This is a genomic window from Flavobacterium urocaniciphilum, assembly GCF_900110615.1.
Taxonomy (GTDB): Bacteria; Bacteroidota; Bacteroidia; order Flavobacteriales; family Flavobacteriaceae; genus Flavobacterium; species Flavobacterium urocaniciphilum.
Genome location: NZ_FOEI01000004.1, coordinates 171981 through 191238 on the forward strand (window position 1 = coordinate 171981; position 19258 = coordinate 191238).

Consider the following 19258-nt stretch of genomic DNA (forward strand, 5'->3'; position numbering starts at 1 on the left):
GTTATGCTCCTTAAAAATAGAATCCAAATCCTACTCTCACCGTAAATTTACGCGCATCTGGCATGTTTAAGTAACTTCCTCTCCAAGCTGCATCTACACGCATTACTTTGAAAATATTTCCAATTCCTGCATGGTATTCATAATAACCATCTACAGGCGCTACATAATTTTGTCCCGATGCATTTATGGCAATATTTTGATCTGAAACCGAACCATAAACTGCTTTAATTCCCACAATTTCTCTCCAATTTAACTTACGTAACATTGGCACTCTAGCAAATAATTTACCGTTAAAATTATGTTCTAAATGTAAGGATGTATATTGATCGGCTACGAAATCGTAATAATTTAATAAGTTGTACGTATTGTCGATAATGAAATACGATTGGTTTCCAGGAATAATACCCATTAACGATAACGGAACGGTTCCGAACGTTTTACCTACTTCTAAAGTAGAAAACAACCTTCCAAATCCACCAATCAATAATGGTTGACGATAATAAAATTGTAATTTAGAATAGTTAAAATCGCTATCCAACACTCCTTTTAAACCTTGAGAATAACTCACAAAAATTCTAGGATAATTTAAATCGACTTCAATTCGATCTACACCATAACCCACCATTTTTCGTTTTGGCGTATAATTAACAACAAAATTCACTTCCGATTGTGTAATATTATTGGAAGTGGTTGTATGTGTATCATCCGTATAATAATCCAAATTAAATTCAGGCGAAGCCGATGAAAGTGTTCTGTAGGTAAAATTACTTTCAAATACTAAATTTTTAACCGGCTCAATTTCAAATCCTAAATTCGTTAGATTTACATTCGTTAATTTATTATTCGTTCCACTTGAGAAAAACGAAGATGAAGCAAAACTCCTACCTAAAACATCGTTTGAAGTCGTTAAACTCACTCCAATTTGCTCAACATCTCTTCGATTTCCTAACGAAACAATAAATCGGTTTTTCTTATCCAACATGTATTTCGCATTGATTCCGTATTTTACTTTATCGTCTTTAAATCCGTACGCTGTATACCCTTGAATTCTCCAGTAATCATTTGGACCGAAATACGTTCTACCACCAAAACGAATACGTTGCCCTTCAACATCATTATATCCGAAAGTAGAGAAAATCGGACCAATATCAAATTTTCCGACTTGAATATAACCACTTCCTAAAATTGAAACTAAATTATAGATTCGTTTAATTTTTGGAACTGTTTTTAACGTATCGAGCATTTCATAAATACCTCTTTCGTTAGAATTTAAAGTTTCGAATCGATTTTCTTCCCAATATTCATCGGATTTGGTAAACACTTCTTTATCAAAAGTATTTACTTCTTCACGGTAAAATTTATCATCTTTTGGTTGATTGAACTCATGATTTTTAAACATCGTGGTACGTTTTCCGTACATTCCGTTTGAACCTTCTTTTTTCGTTAAGGCAAAATCGGTCATCATATGATCACGTTTCAACAAGAAAACAGAATCATTTAAAACATCAAAATCTTGTTCAATATAAATATCACGAACCCAGTTAATATTAGCACTTCTACTAGCCGTTAAATTTATTTTTTTAATGGCCCAAGTAGAATCATTAACCCAAAAATCTCCTTTAAAAGTCAGTTCGTTTTTTCTTCTTGGATAATACACAATGTTATAACACCACTTTTTATCTACAAAGGCACTATCTGCTAAAACATAATTATACACTTGAATTCCTGTTCTAGATAGAGGGCTTACGAAATCTTTATCGAAGAATTTTAAGTAATTATTATAAATATCGTAATCAGCATACAAATCCTTTAAAAACGCATTAACACCATCGTTATTTGCATTTCCGAAACCCGAATATTTATTAGCCGTTAAAACATCTTTCGTTCTTTTTTTAACATTATCCCCATAAGTTTTACTCATGGTTTCATTGATAAAAATTGGCAAGAAGTTTTTACCTGTAACAGCAGAAGTATCAACATGTTTAAAGATAAAATCAATACCTTTAAATACTTTACTTTTCATAAAAGCACTATCAATAGAATTGACATCAAATTCAATTTTTTCATATTTATCATATTGATAATGATCAAACATGTGCAAACCATTTTTCTTCTTTCTTTCCCATATTTTACGGAGAATATCAATGGCTGGATTATTCTTTTTAGAAGTTTTACCTCCATATATTTTTACCTCAGCAATTTGATTATCACTTTCTAAAATAATTTTCAAATCATAATTATGTTCACCAGAAAGTTGAACCTCCTTATTTTTATAACCCATAAAAGTAACCACCAAAGTAGTATAGGTTTTTTTAGATTCTAAATAAAACTTCCCATTTTCATCAGCCAAAACACCTTCAGCAGAATATTTAAAGGCAACCGTAGCATAAGAAACAGGATTATTATCTTGATCTAACACAACACCACTAACTTTTGTTTGCGAAAAGGCAAAAGAAGAAACTAGTAATAAAAAGGCAAATAAGTTTTTCATCTCATATGGGTTTAAAAAAAAATCCCGAAATAATCGGGATTCAAATATAAAATATTTTTTTAATTCTAGTTTTTATAAAGCACCTTTTTAACTGCTTTAATTACATCGTTACTGTTTGGTAACCATTCTTGTAATAAAGTTGGTGAATAAGGCGCTGGAGTATCAGCAGTTGTGATACGTTGTACTGGTGCATCTAAATAATCGAAAGCACGCTCTTGCACCATATAGGTAATTTCTGAAGCAACAGAAGCAAATGGCCAAGCCTCTTCTAAAACTACTAATCTATTTGTTTTCTTAACTGAATTAATAATCGCATCATAATCCATCGGACGAACCGTTCTTAAGTCGATAATTTCACAAGAAATACCTTCTTGAGCTAATGCATCAGCTGCAGCATGTGCTTCTTTAATAATTTTTCCAAAAGACACGATTGTTACATCAGTACCTTCACGTTTAATATCAGCAACTCCTAATGGCAAAATGTATTCTCCATCTGGCACTTCACCTTTATCACCATACATTTGTTCTGATTCCATGAAAATAACTGGATCGTTATCACGAATAGCCGCTTTTAATAATCCTTTAGCATCATAAGGAGTTGATGGAACTACTACTTTTAAACCTGGAGTATTAGCAAACCAGTTTTCGAAAGCTTGAGAGTGTGTAGCACCTAATTGTCCTGCAGAAGCAGTTGGACCTCTAAATACCATCGGCATTGGAAATTGTCCAGCCGACATTTGACGCATTTTTGCTGCGTTATTAATAATTTGGTCAATTCCTACTAAACAGAAATTGAACGTCATGTATTCTACAATTGGTCTGTTTCCGTTCATAGCCGAACCTACTGCAATACCAGCAAAACCAAGCTCTGCAATTGGAGTATCGATAACTCTTTTCGGACCAAATTCATCTAACATTCCTTTTGAAGCTTTGTAGGCTCCATTATATTCCGCAACTTCTTCACCCATTAAATACACAGATTCATCTCTGCGCATTTCTTCACTCATCGCTTCAGCAATTGCTTCTCTAAACTGTATTGTTCTCATTTAATATGTTGTATATTTAGTGAAAGGCAAAAATAATAAATTTTAATGAGTACCATCACTAATCCTCATTTTTTTTCAAAGCAACTTAATTTTATAACAAATTCTCAGTTTTTATGACTCTAATTTATTATTTGAAGCATACGTTTTGTTTTTCAATTCACTCACTTTCCCGCTATTCGCACTACACGGTAGTTTGCTGCTATCGGGGCTAAAAAAGACTTGGAGATTTCAAAAACTCGATAGCGGGGATTGCAATCCGCGCTATCGGTTCGGGATAAATATTTAATTCGGTATTAACTATAAAACATTTTATTACCCTTAAAACTCAGGATTCATCCTATCTAATTTATACACAAACCAATGCATTTTAAGTAATAAAATGACAAAAATTCAAAAAAATGATAAATTTATTATGCATGCATAGTATTTTGAAAACATTTTTTTGTACTTTCGTAACCTCAATAAAAAACTTTAATAATAATGAAAATATTAGTTTGCATCAGCCACGTGCCTGATACTACTTCAAAAATTAATTTCGTTAATAACGATACAGAATTTGATACTAATGGAGTACAATACGTTATTAACCCAAATGATGAATTCGGTTTAACTAGAGCGATCGTTTTAAAAGAACAAACTGGTGCTCAAGTAACAGTTGTTAATGTTGGTGGAACTGACGCTGAAGCAACGTTAAGAAAAGCATTAGCTATTGGTGCTGACGAAGCAATCAGAATTAACGCAAACCCAACTGACGGTTTATTTGTTGCAAAACAATTAGCAAATGTTGTTAAAGAAGGTGGATACGATTTAATTATTGCTGGTACTGAATCTATCGATTATAACGGCGGTATGGTTCCAGGAATGTTAGCTGGTTTATTAGGTTATAATTTCGTAAACGCTTGTATCGGTTTAGAAGTTTCAGGAAATGAAGCAACTACTATTAGAGAAATTGATGGTGGTAAAGAAACAGCTACTGCAAGCTTACCTTTAATTGTTGCAGGTAAAAAAGGATTAGTAGAAGAAAAAGATTTAAGAATTCCGAACATGAGAGGAATTATGACTGCTCGTACTAAAGCGTTGAATTTAGTAGAACCAACTGGTGATGCAAATGCTACATCTTCTGTAAAATTTGAGAAACCAGCTGCTAAATCTGCTGTAAAATTAGTTAATGCAGATAATTTAGATGAGTTAATCAGTTTATTACACAACGAAGCGAAAGTAATCTAATTTACAATCGCATTCGTAAATCATAAATCGTAAATAAAAAGATATGTCAGTTTTAATATATACAGAATCAAACGAAGGAAAATTTAAAAAAGCAGCTTTTGAAATTGCTTCTTATGCAAAAAAAGTTGCCGATTCATTAGGAACTACTGTTACAGCTGTAACGATTAATGCATCTGAAAATGCAGCATTAGCAAATTATGGTGTTAGCAAAGTATTAAAAGTTTCTAACGACAAATTAAACACTTTTAGCGCTAAAGCTTATGCAGACGTAATCAAACAAGCTGCAGAAAAAGAAGGTGCAAAAGTGGTAATTTTAGAATCAACTACAGATAGTTTACACATTGCTCCATTAGTAGCCGTAAACTTAAACGCAGGTTTCGCTTCAAACGTAATTGAATTACCAGTAAGCACTGCTCCTTTCCAAGTAAAAAGAAATGCTTTTTCTAACAAAGCATTCAACATAACAGAAATTACTACAGATGTAAAAGTATTAGGAATTTCTAAAAACTCATTTGGATTAATTGAAAATGCAACTTCATTAACTGAAGAAGATTTCGCTCCAGCTTTATCTGATGCAGATTTCGGAGTAAAAGTTACCAATTCAGAAAAAACTACTGGAAAAGTAACGATTGCTGATGCAGAGATTGTTGTTTCTGCAGGAAGAGGAATGAAAGGTCCAGAAAACTGGGGAATGATTGAAGAATTAGCTTCTATTTTAGGCGCTGCTACTGCTTGTTCTAAACCAGTATCTGATATCGGATGGAGACCTCACAGCGAGCACGTTGGACAAACTGGAAAACCTGTAGCTGCAAACTTATATATTGCAGTTGGTATTTCTGGTGCTATTCAACATATTGCAGGTATCAACTCTTCAAAAGTAAAAGTAGTTATTAACAGTGACGCTGAAGCTCCTTTCTTTAAAGTAGCCGATTATGGTGTTGTTGGCGATGCTTTTGATGTAGTTCCAAAATTGATTGAAAAATTAAAAGCATTTAAAGCGGCAAACGCATAATTTTTTATATATTGTGCCTCTCAAAAAGGCTATCTAAATAAAGTTAGAAATAGCTACATTTAGATAGCCTTTATTATTTTAAAAAAGATATATTTTAGTACATTTGAAGAAAGTTTAAATATAAATGAGTTTAGTAAAATTAACCATTAAAGGAATATCTTATAGCCAAACACAGAATGGAGCTTATGCTTTGATTTTGAATGAAGTGGACGGTGAACGAAAATTACCAATTGTTATTGGCGCTTTCGAAGCTCAATCTATTGCAATAGCTCTTGAAAAAGAAATAAAACCTCCAAGACCTTTAACACACGATTTATTTAAAACCTTTGCAGACCGATTTGAAATTGTTGTAAAACAAGTAATTATACATAAATTGGTGGATGGTGTTTTTTACTCAAGTATTATTTGCGAAAGAGATAATAACGAAGAAATAATTGATGCCAGAACATCTGATGCCATTGCATTAGCATTGCGTTTTGACGCTCCAATTTTTACCTATAAAAATATTTTAGACAAAGCAGGTGTGTTTTTAAACTTAAACCCATCTGAAGGAAATCCAGAAAACACAGACAACGACGATATTTTATCAGAACCAGAAACATTTGGTTCTAGTGATGATTCTGCAGCTGGTTTTTCAAGACATTCTCTAGAAGAATTATATAACATGCTTGAAGAAGCCGTTCAGAATGAAGACTACGAAAAAGCAGCGAAAATTCGCGACGAAATAGACAAAAAAGAAAGCTAAACTACTACACAAAACAAACAAACACAACTAAAACCAACTTGACTAACTAAAATTTATTCAGATTATGAAATCGCCAGAAATAAAATCGTTTGCTTGCAAACATCTAAAAAAGGCGATACCATATGACCATTGAAAAACAATAAATGTTTACATATGAATATTAAATTAAAATTGACAATTGTAAGTTTTTTACAATTATTTGTTTGGGGTGCTTGGCTTACTACTCTTGCTAGTTATGGATTCGGATTTAAACAATGGTCTGGAGCCGAATTTGGAATTGTGTTTTCAACATTAGGTTTAGGTTCAATTATAATGCCTCCAATTTCAGGTATTATAGCTGATAAATATTTAAATCTTGAAAAACTTTACGGAATTCATCATATTTTATATGGTTTAATTTTACTTTTTTTACCCATAATTGACAGTCCATCAACTTTTTTCTGGGTCCTTCTTATTGGAATGATGTGTTACATGCCAACATTATCATTATCTAACTCGCTATCATACGCTATTTTAAAAAAATACAACTTTAATGTTATTAAAGATTACCCACCTATTAGAGTATTTGGTACTATCGGATTTATTGTTGCCATGTGGTGTACTAACTTATTTAGTAATGTAAATCCTCCATTTAGTTTTGGAATTGGAATAGGAAAATCAATTGCTTCTATAACTGGAATGCCAGTTGAATGTAATCAATTTTATATTGCGTCTTTCTTTGCTATTATTTTAGGAATATTCTCATTCACGTTACCTAAAATTGAACCTACAAAAGACGAAAGAACTAACAAATCTTTATCACAAATTTTCGGTTTAGATGCTTTTAAATTATTCAAGCAATCTAAAATGGCCATGTTTTTTGTTTTTAGTATGTTTTTAGGAGCTGCCTTACAATTAACTAATATGTATGGCGAAACGTATATTCACGATTTTAAAAATGTTCCTGAATACGCTAATACATTTGTAGTAAAATCGGCTAATATTGTCTTATCAATCTCTCAAATTTCTGAAACGATATTTATTTTAGCTATACCTTTCTTTTTAAGAAGATTTGGAATCAAAAAAGTAATGCTTTTCAGTTTAGTTGCTTGGGTAATTCGTTTTGGATTCTTTGCTTACGGAGATCCAATTGGAAGTTTATGGATGATTATCATGTCGAATATCGTTTACGGATTAGCCTTCGATTTCTTTAATATTTCTGGTTCTTTATTCGTAGAAACTACAACTGATTCAAAAATTCGATCTTCAGCGCAAGGATTATTCATGATGATGACCAATGGATTTGGAGCAATTTTAGGAAGTTTAGGAAGTGGATTCTTAATCGACACTTATTTTACAACAGAAAAAGGAAAAGACTGGCATAACATTTGGCTAACTTTTGCCATTTATGCTTTAATTATAACAATTGCATTTGCCATATTATTTAAACATAAACACGATCCAAAAGACGTAGAATCATTTAATCATTAAATACAATTTAGAAATCTGAAGTTAGAATTTAGAAACATCTAACAGCAAACATCTAACATCCAACATATGAAACAATATCACGACTTAGTAAAACATGTATTAGAGAACGGAAACCAAAAAGGCGACCGAACAGGAACGGGAACTATTAGTGTTTTTGGTTATCAAATGCGTTTTGATTTAAGTGAAGGTTTTCCAATGGTAACTACCAAAAAACTACACTTAAAATCGATCATCCATGAATTATTATGGTTTTTAAAAGGGGAAACTAACATTGCTTATTTAAAAGAAAATGGCGTAAAAATATGGGACGAATGGGCAGATGAAAATGGCGATTTAGGTCCAGTTTATGGTCATCAATGGAGAAATTGGAACAGTGAAGAAATTGATCAAATTACTGAATTAATTGAAACATTAAAAACCAATCCAAATAGTCGTAGAATGTTAATTTCGGCTTGGAATCCATCGGTTTTACCTGATACTTCCGTTTCTTTTGCAGAAAATGTAGCGAATGGAAAAGCAGCCTTACCTCCGTGTCATGCCTTTTTTCAATTTTATGTAGCTGACGGAAAATTATCGTGTCAATTATATCAAAGAAGTGCCGATATCTTTTTAGGTGTTCCCTTTAACATTGCTTCTTATGCTTTATTTACCATGATGGTGGCGCAAGTTTGTGGATTCGAAGCTGGTGAATTCATTCACACTTTTGGTGACGCTCACATTTACAACAATCATATCGAACAAGTTAATTTACAATTGAGCAGAGAGCCAAGAAAATTACCTAAAATGATTATCAATCCAGAAGTGAAAAACATTTTCGATTTCACTTTTGATGATTTCACTTTAGAAGATTACGATCCACATCCGCACATTAAAGGAGCGGTTTCGATTTAAAAAATACAACACGCAGATTACAAAGATTAATTTTCAAAAAAATCTTTTAATCTGCGTGACATTTTATAATAAGCATGAAAAAAATCACTTTAATTACTCTAATATTTATAAGTATACTTTCGTTTGGACAAAACTCAAACGACAAAATTATTTACAGAGATTCTCTTTTAAATTTAACTGATAATTCTAATTATCTTCATAAATACATCATTAAAAACTATTCTGAAGAAAAAGAAAAATATGATGTTGAAAAATTCATTAAAATAAATTCTGAAGATATTCTTGAAGCTATTTATCAAGTAAACGATAAAAATAATTTTATCCTAAATGGTTTTTGTAAAATTATTAAGGACAATAAAATTAAAGCAATTTACAATTACACAAACAACAAACTAATTGGTGAATATTCAGAGTTTTACGATAATGAAAAATTAAAACTCGAAGGTGAATTTATAAGTCTAAACGGAAAAGATGTTTCAATAATAAAAAACTTTTGGGATAATAATGGAAAACAAACTGTTATTAACTTCAACGGAAGTTATGAAATTGTACATAACAATCAAATTCCAATAAAAGGAGAAATAAAAACCGGACTAATGAATGGTATTTGGACTTCTACAAATGAAAGTTATCCAAAATATGAATATCTATTTAAAAATAACGAACTAATAGAAGGCACAATTATTCACTCTGAGAATTCAAAAAGAAAATTCAAAAATAACGAACCCTCGTTACCAAAAAAAGGAATGGATAGATTTAGAGAAGAAATTTCATCTGATTTATCAAAAATCTTATATAGACACAAGATAGAACCTGGACAATATAGATTTAATATTCAATTTTCAGTTTATGAGGACGGATCTTTAAATGACATTAAAATGAAAAGCTCCAAAAACTTAAATATTGATTTTGAAGTTGATTTAAAAAATATATTTAACAAACAAGACAAATGGAATTCTGAAATATCAAATGGTATTGAAGTAAAATCTCATAAAAACTTACCAATAATTATTGAAATAACTTATTAATAAATGCTTACAATAATCGCCGCAGCTTCAGAAAATAACGCTCTAGGAAAAGACAACCAATTAGTTTGGCATTTACCCGATGATTTTAAACGCTTTAAAAGTTTAACATCTGGTCATTATATCATTATGGGAAGAAAAACATTTGAAAGTTTTCCAAAACCATTGCCAAACAGAACACATGTTATTATCACAAGACAAAAAGACTATGAAGTTCCTGAAGGTTGTATCGTAGTTTCCGATTTACAAGAAGCTATAAATATTTGCCCTAAAGACGAAGAAGTTTTTGTAATTGGCGGCGGACAAATTTATAAACAATCAATAGATTTGGTTGATAAAATTGATTTAACTCGAGTTCATACAACTGTGGAAGCCGATACTTTTTTTCCAGAAATTGACACCACAAAATGGGAATTAGTTTTTGAAGAATTTCACGCAAAAGATGAAAAACACAATTTCGACTTTACTTTTTTAACCTATAAAAAAGTAAATTCCTAATCATAAAATTCCAAAATCCAATTATTTGGAATTTGGAATTTAAAAAATTGGAATTTTTATCATTACTTTTGTATCACAAATAAAAAATCATGTCTGAAACGATAAAACCATACCAAAATTCTGAAACAGGAAAAAAAGAGCAAGTCGCTCAAATGTTTGATACTATTTCAGAAAATTACGACGGATTAAATAAAATAATTTCTTTAGGAACTGATGCAAAATGGAAAAAGAAGATTTTGCAAATGGTAAAATCTAAAAACCCTTCTTCTATTTTAGATATTGCTACAGGAACAGGTGATTTAGCCATTTCATTTGCTGAAACTTCAGCTACTGAAATTATTGGTTTAGACATATCTCAAGGCATGCTTGATATGGGTAAGAAAAAAATCGCAGCTAAAAATTTAGAATCAAAAATTCAAATGGTTTTAGGCGATGGCGAAAAAATTCCTTACTCAGATAATTATTTCGATGTAATTACCGTTGCGTATGGTGTGCGTAATTTTGAAAATTTAGAACAAGGACTTTCTGAAATTTTACGCGTATTAAAGCCTAACGGACTTTTTATCATTTTAGAAACTTCTGTTCCTACAAAATTCCCTTTTAAACAAGGGTATTATGTGTATACAAATTTCATCATGCCAACCATTGGTAAATTATTTTCTAAGGATAAAAAAGCGTATTCTTATCTATCAAATTCTGCACAAAATTTCCCTTTTGGAGAAGTTTTAAACAATATTTTACGCAAAATTGGGTTTATAGATGTAAAGCACTTGCCTCAAACAATGGGAGTTGCAACAATTTATACAGCATCAAAAAAATAAAAATGAATTTCAGATACAGCATTTTAATACTTTTATTTTCTCTAAACGCTTGGAGTCAGGGCGGAATGTTTGGCAAAGATCCAATCATCCAACAGGAAAATTTCGATAAACAACGTGTACATTGGGGTTATTTTCTTGGATTTAGTAGTTACGGATATAAATTCGACTATTTAACCGTTGGACAAGACGTTGAAGTAAATAAAACAACTGGATTTAACGTTGGTTTAGTTGGAAATTTAAGATTAAACGAATATTTCGATTTGCGTTTCGAACCTGGTTTTTATGCTACTCAAAGAAATTTAATTTTCCCAAACATAGAAGATAGTGTAGACAGATTACGAGAAGTAAAAGCAGCGAACTTACATTTTCCTCTTTTATTAAAATATTCTTCATTACGAACAGGAAACATTAGACCTTTTTTAGTTGGTGGTGTTTCGTCTACTTTAAATTTAGGAAGTAACGCAAAAGCGCCAGATGACAATTACTCGAATCGCTTTAGAGTAAGAACTTGGACACAAAACTTTGAAATTGGTTTTGGAGTAGATTTGTATCTTGAATATTTTAAATTCTCACCATCAATTCGTGGTGTTTTCGGATTAAATGATGAATTAATTCGTGATAATGATCCAAACTCACCTTGGACTGGCAATGTAGAATCCATGAAAACGAGAGCTGTTTTCATCAACTTTACATTCCATTAATTAAGCAAATTAATTACGCTTAAATTCAGATAAAATTATTGCAGTTGCTGTAGCTACATTTAAACTTTCCGTTTGTTGTAACGTTCCAAAACGCGGTATACTGATTTTTTGTGTTACTAGCTTTTCAATATCTCGAGAAATCCCGTTAGCTTCATTTCCCATTACAATAATCCCACTTGTTGGCAATGTTTGTTTATAGATATTTTCACCTTCCATAAAAGTCCCAAAAACCTCAGTATTGGCATTTTTTATATAGGAAGTCAAATCGGTGTACACTACTTCTACTCTAGCTAAACTTCCCATAGTCGCTTGTACTACTTTAGGATTATAGATATCTACTGATTCTTCTGTACAAACAATTCTCGAAATACCAAACCAATCGCATAAGCGAATGATTGTACCCATATTTCCAGGATCTTTTATATCATCTAAAGCCAATTCTAATCCTGAACTTTCCTTAAAAGTAATTTCTTTAGTTTTGAAAACTGCCAAACAATCATTTGCTGCTGTTAACGCAGTAATTTTTTTTAAATCGGCATCAGCAATTAAAACCGGTTGGTGTTTAGTATCAAATAAATTTTCTTTCGTCACAAATAAATGTTCCAAATTAAATTTAGCATCAATAAGTTCTTGTATTACTTTTTTTCCTTCTGCTATGAAAAGATTATGTAATTTTCGGTACTTTTTTTGCTGTAAACTATTTATTAGTTTAATTTGGTTTTTGCTAACCATAAAAAATTGTATTTTTGAATAAAATTTATGCGTTTGAGGAATTTCACATCAAAAATAGTATTATTTTTTCTTTTAGGAATATTTTTTTACTCATGTTCTGAAGTAAGAAAAATCCAAAAGAAACAAATGCTTCTTCATGAGAATAAAATTATCGTAAACGATAAGCCTTCTAACATTGAGGAATTAGAAATTCAACTCTATCAAAAACCTAATAGTAAATTTTTAGGTTTCAAACCGCGTTTACAATTATATAATCTTAGTAAAAAAAATGCGGATTCTTCATATACAGCTTGGTTGCAAAAAAATCCAAAAAGAATAGAAAGAATGACCAACTTGTATTCTAAAAAGCAAGTGAATCGTTTAGGGAAATCGTTTTTTGTATCGGGATATAGTAATTTCTTCAAAAGAATTGGAGAAGCTCCTGCCGTTTTAGACACTTCAAAAATAAGTAAATCAAAAATACGATTATATGTTTATCATTTTAACAGAGGATTTTTCGATACAAAAATTACGTCGAAAGTTGATTCTTTAAAGAAACGTAAAGCAAAAGTAACCTATACAATTACAACAGGTAAACCGTATATTATTGATAGTATTTTCAGAAAAATTGACAGTCCGATTGCCGACTCATTATTTGTTGAAATTTCTAACAAATCATTAATTAAAACGGGTGAAGCCTATAATAAAAATAATTGGGACGAAGAAAAAAAGCGAATTTCTACAGAATTCAGAAACAGAGGATTATATCATTTTCAAGAAAACTACATAAAAATTCCAGATATTGATACTATTAAAAAGCAAAAGAATAAGTTAAATTTCACTTACAATATTGGTAACAGAATTGTAAAAAATGGAGATTCAACCTATACTGAACCTTTCAAGATTTATAAAATTACGAAAGTTAATATTTTTACAGACAAGCAAGTAAAAGAAAAAACAGTTGGAATTGATAGTACTTCTTATAAAAATTTCAATTTCTACAGTTCAGGAAAATTAAAATACCGTCCAAAAGCCCTAGTAAATTCTATTTTTATTGAGGAAGGAAAATTATTTAGCGATCATGATAAAACATTAACGACACGTTCGCTATCTAATTTAAAAATATTTTCATTTCCAAGAATACAATATGTAGAAGATGCTAGCGGAAATGGCTTAATTGCTAACATCGTATTAACTCCGTTGAAAAAATATAATTTCAATGTAAATTTCGATCTTTCACATTCCAACATTCAACAATTTGGTGTTTCAGGATTTATGGGAGTTTCCTTTAGAAATATTTTTAAAGGCGCTGAAATTTTAGACATTTCCACCAGAGGAAATTTAGGAACATCGAAAGATCCAAGTATTAAAAATAATACGAATGCCTTTTTTAATATTTTGGAATACGGAGCTGATATTAAACTTACATTTCCAAGAATTTTCTTTCCGATTAACACGAAACGTTTAATAAAAAAAGAAACATTCCCAACCACTACTTTCCTGTTAGGACTTTCTAAACAAACTAATATCGGACTAGATAAAGAAAATTATAACAGTAGTTTTTATTATGATTGGGGATTAAATAAAGATGAAACCAAAAAATTTCGATTTGACTTATTCAATCTACAATTTGTTCGAAATTTAAATATCAATAATTATTTCAGAGTATATAAATATTCGTATGACACCTTAAATGAATTGGCACAAATTTACCCACCATCTTCCAATGAATTTTTTGACGACAATGGAAATTTAAATCTGCCAGGCGGTGCTGTAGAATATATCAATCAGGTAGTAAATGGAGGCATTCCGGTTTCAAACGAAGAAGACTTTAAAACCATCAATACCATTGGAGAAAGAAGAAAAAGACTGATAGAAAACAACTTAATTTTGTCTTCGAGTTTCTCTTATAATCTTAGCACAAAAAGAGATATTAATGATATTGAATTTTACAACATAAAAGCAAAAGTAGAAAGCGCTGGTAATATTATCGACATGGTTGCCAAACAAAAAAACGAACCATTTAGTGATAATAACAAACGAACATTATTTGGAGTGGAATATGCACAATACATCAAAACAGAATTTGAATACATAAAGCATTTACACATTCACAAGAAAAGTTCACTAGCTTTTAGATTTTTTGGAGGAATTGCCATTCCATATGGAAATTCTAATTCTATACCGTTTTCGCGAAGTTATTTTGCTGGCGGAAGTAACGATAATAGAGGTTGGCAAGCTTATTCATTAGGACCAGGCTCTAGCAAAAGTATCAATGATTTTAATGAAGCGAATTTAAAACTATCAACCAATTTAGAATATCGTTTTAATATTTTTAAAAGTTTAAACGGTGCTTTATTTGCCGATGCTGGAAATATTTGGAACACTTTAGACAACGTTGAAGATGAAAAATTAACTTTTAATGGCTTTAAATCGTTAAGAGATATAGCAGTTGGAACAGGTTTCGGATTACGATACGATTTCGGTTTCTTTGTAGTTCGTGGCGATTTAGGATTAAAAACCTATAATCCTGCTAAAGAATATTCTCAAAGATGGATTAATGCTAATGGATTTGGATTTTCTAATACCGTTTTTAATATCGGTATAAATTATCCTTTTTAGAATTAATAAAATTATTACTTTTGTACATTCAGAATCAACACAATTAAAATATAAACAATTAAGCTACTATGAGTCATAATATCAAACCAGGAGTTGCAACAGGAGATCAGGTTCAAGAAATTTTTAATTACGCAAAAGAAAAAGGATTTGCTTTACCTGCAGTAAACGTAACAGGAAGCAGTACTGTAAATGGAGTTTTAGAAACTGCAGCAAAACTAAACGCGCCTGTTATTATTCAATTTTCAAATGGTGGCGCACAATTTAATGCTGGAAAAGGTTTATCTAACGCTGGAGAACAAGCTGCTATTTTAGGTGGTATTGCTGGCGCAAAACATATTCATACTTTAGCTGAAGCTTATGGAGCAACAGTTATTTTACACACAGACCACTGTGCTAAAAATTTATTACCATGGATTGATGGTTTATTAGATGCTTCAGAAAAACATTTTGCTGAAACTGGAAAACCATTATATTCTTCTCACATGATTGATTTATCTGAAGAGCCATTACACGAAAACATCGAGTTATGTAAAAAATATCTTGAGCGTATGAGTAAAATGGATATGACTTTAGAAATTGAATTAGGTATTACAGGTGGTGAAGAAGATGGTGTAGACAATACAGATGTTGATAGCTCAAAACTATATACTCAACCAGAAGAAGTTGCCTATGCTTACGAAGAATTAATGAAAATTAGTCCACGTTTTACTATTGCAGCTGCTTTCGGAAATGTTCATGGTGTATACAAACCAGGAAATGTAAAATTAACACCAATTATCTTGAAAAATTCTCAAGAATATGTTCAAAATAAATTCAACACAGGACCAAATCCGGTTGACTTTGTTTTCCATGGTGGATCAGGTTCTACATTAGAAGAAATTAGAGAAGCAATTTCTTACGGAGTTATTAAAATGAATATCGATACCGATTTACAATTTGCTTTTACTGAAGGTGTAAGAGATTACGTAACTTCAAAAATTGATTATTTAAAAACACAAATTGGTAGTCCAGACGGCGCTGATAGTCCAAACAAAAAACATTACGATCCAAGAAAATGGGTTCGTGAAGGCGAATTAACATTCAACAAAAGATTAGAACAGGCATTTGCCGATTTAAATAACGTAAATACATTATAATTAACAATTGATAATTGACAACGAATAATAATTCAAGGTCAATTATTCATTATCCATTAAAATTATGGCTTGGTTTAAAAGAAAAGAAAAAGGAATTACAACTGCTACTGAAGATAAAAAAGATGTACCAAAAGGATTATGGTACAAATCTCCAACAGGTAAAATTGTAGATTCTGATGAGTTAGAAAGAAATTTATGGGTAAGCCCAGAAGACGATTATCATGTAAGAATTGGTAGTAAAGAATATTTTGAAATTTTATTCGATAATAATGAATTTACTGAATTAGATGCTAACATTACTTCTGTGGATTCATTGAAATTCGTAGATACAAAAAAATACAGTGATCGTTTAAAAGAAGTTACTGAAAAAACTAAACTAAAAGATGCTGTTAGAACTGCAGTAGGAAAATCTAAAGGAAATGACATCGTAATTTGTTGTATGGATTTTGCTTTTATCGGCGGTTCTATGGGTGCTGTAGTTGGTGAAAAAATTGCAAGAGGTATTGATTATGCTATTAAAAAGAAATTACCATTTGTAATGATCTCAAAATCGGGTGGTGCGCGTATGATGGAAGCTGCACAATCGTTAATGCAGTTAGCAAAAACATCTGCAAAATTAGCGCAATTAGCAGAAGCACAATTACCTTATATTTCTTTATGTACTGATCCAACAACAGGAGGAACAACTGCTTCTTATGCTATGTTAGGTGATATTAATATCGCTGAACCAGGAGCATTAATCGGATTTGCTGGACCACGTGTTGTAAAAGATACTACAGGAAAAGATTTACCAGAAGGTTTCCAAACATCTGAATTCTTATTAGATCATGGATTCTTAGATTTTATTTCACACAGAAAAGAATTAAAAGATAAGATAAATTTATACATTGACTTAATCTTAAATCAAGATATTCGATAAAACAAAAAATCCTAACTTTTAAAAGTTAGGATTTTTTTTATTTTTTCATTGTACAATACTTGTCAATTTTTTGTTGAATTTCACTGTTGGATAATTCATAATCATACAATAATCCAAATAATTCTACTGAAGCTAATTTACCAATAAAATACGGATTTTCTTTTCGCATCATGTAATCTAAAGTTGTATCATCTAATTGTAGAATATTGGCTACATATCCATTTTTGAAAAATTCTTTTGAAATTTGAACTCCATTTAAACCATCAATTGGCAATCCGTTTTTCTTTTTTGCAACCAAACTTTCTGGCAAATACTTCTTAGATATTTCTCTTACAATCCATTTATCAGTAATAAAAGGATGTTTTTTATTATGCAATTGCGTTGTCCAACGTGTTTTATATTCTAAAGGTAAATTCAAACCAAATTTTACTACATCTTCATGTAAAAATGGGAAACGAACTTCAATAGAAGAAATCATTCCCATTCTATCGTTTCTATACAATAATGCCTGCAAATGTTTTTGCATCATTTCAAAAGAATCCAAATAATACTTTTGTTCTTTTTTCGACACAAAAGAGTATAAATCGGCTCCTTTTTCATAAAGCATTTCACTCTTATAAGCATTCGCTAATCGAACATTAAAACTATCTAAATTTGAAGAATCAGAAGGAAATAAATAACTATTTAATGCTGGATAAATTTTATAGATTTTCTTTAAGATTTCATGTGGAAACAACAACGCTTTTTTATAACGCGCTGCCATTAATTTAGAATACCCTAAAAACAATTCATCTGAACCTTCACCACAAATTACTGCTTTTACATTATTTTCTCTGGCTAAATTAGCCACTCTTGAAATAGGAACACCATTTGTAAAATAAACAATTGGTCCAGCATTATATTCTGTTGCCGTAAGCCAATATTTTAAAAAGTCTTCTGGCTGAAATTCCGTTTTTTTCAAATTCAACCCCAAATGATTAGCTAATGCTAACGAATCGTTATATTCCGAATGTTTACCAACAATATCTGCCGTAAATAATTCGATATTAGGTTGAAATTTTTTAGAAATGGCTGTTAAAACAGAAGAATCAATCCCACCACTTACAAAAGAACCCATAGGAAAATCAGAAACTAACATTTCTTCAACAGATTTTGACAACAACGTATCAAATTCTTTTACAATTTCTGCTTTTGGTTTCTTAGCAAGCTCTTGATGGTATTTTGCATCTACTTGATCGGAAAGTTTATAATAATAAGATTCTGAAATTTCTAAATTTTGATCAATTTTTACAACCGTTCCTGCTTTAACTTTTACAATATCATTAAATAATGAATAAGAAGAACTCCCTTCTAATGTACTGTTTAAAGACATAATAGTTTTATAACTATCTGGTTTTATCTTTAAAGATTTTGCTAACGTTCGAGATTCTGAAGCAAATGCAAAAATTTCAGAATTGTTTACATAAAACAAAGGTTTAATACCGAATCGATCCCTAACTAAATAAAGTTCTTTTTTTCTAACATCATAAAAAGAAAAAGCAAACATTCCTTGAATGTCTCTAAGTGTTTTTTCAATTCCGTGATGAATTAAATATTGAAAAAGCACTTCAGTATCTGAAGTCGTAACAAAATTAACTGATGGTAAATATTGTTTTAAGGCAAGATAATTATAAATTTCACCATTAAAACACAAAACAAAATCGTCATTAAAAAAGGGCTGATTGGAACGGCTATTTCCGTCAATTAATGATAATCTTTGATGAAAAAAATGCGCAAAAGAGTTCTTATTCCATTCTCCCGTATAATCAGGACCTCTATGAAATTGAAGTTCACGCAAACCTGTAATTAAAGCTTGCTTTTTGTTATTTGATAAGTTTTTGTTTATAAATCCGGAAATTCCGCACATTCAATTTCGATATTTGAAACACAAAAATAACACAAAA

Annotated in this window: 16 protein-coding genes; 12 read left to right on the top strand and 4 right to left on the bottom strand. The window is 30.8% G+C overall.

The window, feature by feature from the left end; all coding sequences use genetic code 11:
* Positions 1-10: 10 nt before the first annotated feature.
* A complete protein-coding gene (locus tag BMY86_RS08925; protein ID WP_091467862.1) occupies positions 11-2491 on the bottom strand; it encodes a DUF5686 family protein in 2481 nt (826 codons plus the stop codon).
* 65 nt (positions 2492-2556) lie between these two features.
* Positions 2557-3537, bottom strand: a complete 981-nt coding sequence (locus tag BMY86_RS08930; protein ID WP_091467864.1) for a pyruvate dehydrogenase complex E1 component subunit beta — start codon at positions 3535-3537, stop codon at positions 2557-2559.
* A 480-nt stretch (positions 3538-4017) separates the two neighbouring features.
* Between BMY86_RS08930 and BMY86_RS08935 the strand changes: the two genes are divergently transcribed.
* From BMY86_RS08935 to porT, 9 genes are all read left to right on the top strand, one after another.
* The gene (locus tag BMY86_RS08935) at positions 4018-4764 is read left to right on the top strand and encodes an electron transfer flavoprotein subunit beta/FixA family protein (RefSeq protein WP_091467867.1); all 747 of its coding nucleotides are present in this window, start codon (positions 4018-4020) and stop codon (positions 4762-4764) included.
* A 43-nt stretch (positions 4765-4807) separates the two neighbouring features.
* Positions 4808-5776 (top strand): electron transfer flavoprotein subunit alpha/FixB family protein, encoded by a 969-nt coding sequence (locus BMY86_RS08940; protein ID WP_091467870.1) that lies wholly within the window; start codon positions 4808-4810, stop codon positions 5774-5776.
* Between the two features lie 124 nt (positions 5777-5900).
* Positions 5901-6521: a bifunctional nuclease family protein gene (locus BMY86_RS08945; RefSeq protein ID WP_091467872.1), complete on the top strand. Its 621-nt coding sequence runs from the start codon at positions 5901-5903 to the stop codon at positions 6519-6521.
* A 153-nt stretch (positions 6522-6674) separates the two neighbouring features.
* Positions 6675-7991, top strand: a complete 1317-nt coding sequence (locus tag BMY86_RS08950; RefSeq protein ID WP_091467876.1) for a nucleoside permease — start codon at positions 6675-6677, stop codon at positions 7989-7991.
* 66 nt (positions 7992-8057) lie between these two features.
* On the top strand, positions 8058-8882 hold the full coding sequence (locus tag BMY86_RS08955; RefSeq protein WP_091467879.1) for a thymidylate synthase: 825 nt from the start codon (positions 8058-8060) through the stop codon (positions 8880-8882).
* 74 nt (positions 8883-8956) lie between these two features.
* Positions 8957-9910, top strand: coding sequence for a hypothetical protein (locus BMY86_RS08960; protein WP_091467883.1), 954 nt, complete (start codon positions 8957-8959; stop codon positions 9908-9910).
* 3 nt (positions 9911-9913) lie between these two features.
* Positions 9914-10405 carry a dihydrofolate reductase gene (locus tag BMY86_RS08965; RefSeq protein WP_091467888.1) on the top strand — a complete coding sequence of 164 codons (492 nt, stop codon included), beginning with the start codon at positions 9914-9916 and terminating at the stop codon, positions 10403-10405.
* A gap of 89 nt (positions 10406-10494) precedes the next feature.
* Entirely contained in the window at positions 10495-11226 is a 732-nt protein-coding gene (gene ubiE, locus BMY86_RS08970) for a bifunctional demethylmenaquinone methyltransferase/2-methoxy-6-polyprenyl-1,4-benzoquinol methylase UbiE (protein WP_091467892.1), read from the top strand.
* A 2-nt stretch (positions 11227-11228) separates the two neighbouring features.
* Positions 11229-11927 (top strand): type IX secretion/gliding motility protein PorT/SprT, encoded by a 699-nt coding sequence (gene porT, locus BMY86_RS08975; protein ID WP_245745633.1) that lies wholly within the window; start codon positions 11229-11231, stop codon positions 11925-11927.
* 9 nt (positions 11928-11936) lie between these two features.
* On the opposite strand, the gene BMY86_RS08980 is transcribed toward porT, so the two are convergent.
* On the bottom strand, positions 11937-12659 hold the full coding sequence (locus BMY86_RS08980) for a TrmH family RNA methyltransferase (RefSeq protein WP_091467896.1): 723 nt from the start codon (positions 12657-12659) through the stop codon (positions 11937-11939).
* Between the two features lie 27 nt (positions 12660-12686).
* Between BMY86_RS08980 and tamL the strand changes: the two genes are divergently transcribed.
* The 3 genes from tamL to accD all read left to right on the top strand — a co-directional run bounded on the left by tamL (position 12687) and on the right by accD (position 17315).
* Positions 12687-15260 carry a translocation and assembly module lipoprotein TamL gene (gene tamL, locus BMY86_RS08985; RefSeq protein WP_449404134.1) on the top strand — a complete coding sequence of 858 codons (2574 nt, stop codon included), beginning with the start codon at positions 12687-12689 and terminating at the stop codon, positions 15258-15260.
* Positions 15261-15328: 68 nt separating this feature from the next.
* Positions 15329-16396, top strand: a complete 1068-nt coding sequence (gene fbaA / locus BMY86_RS08990) for a class II fructose-bisphosphate aldolase (RefSeq protein WP_091467900.1) — start codon at positions 15329-15331, stop codon at positions 16394-16396.
* Positions 16397-16460: 64 nt separating this feature from the next.
* On the top strand, positions 16461-17315 hold the full coding sequence (gene accD / locus BMY86_RS08995; RefSeq protein WP_091467903.1) for an acetyl-CoA carboxylase, carboxyltransferase subunit beta: 855 nt from the start codon (positions 16461-16463) through the stop codon (positions 17313-17315).
* 37 nt (positions 17316-17352) lie between these two features.
* Here accD and asnB read toward each other — a convergent pair whose 3' ends face one another.
* Positions 17353-19221, bottom strand: a complete 1869-nt coding sequence (asnB, locus tag BMY86_RS09000; protein WP_091467906.1) for an asparagine synthase (glutamine-hydrolyzing) — start codon at positions 19219-19221, stop codon at positions 17353-17355.
* Positions 19222-19258: the final 37 nt, after the last annotated feature.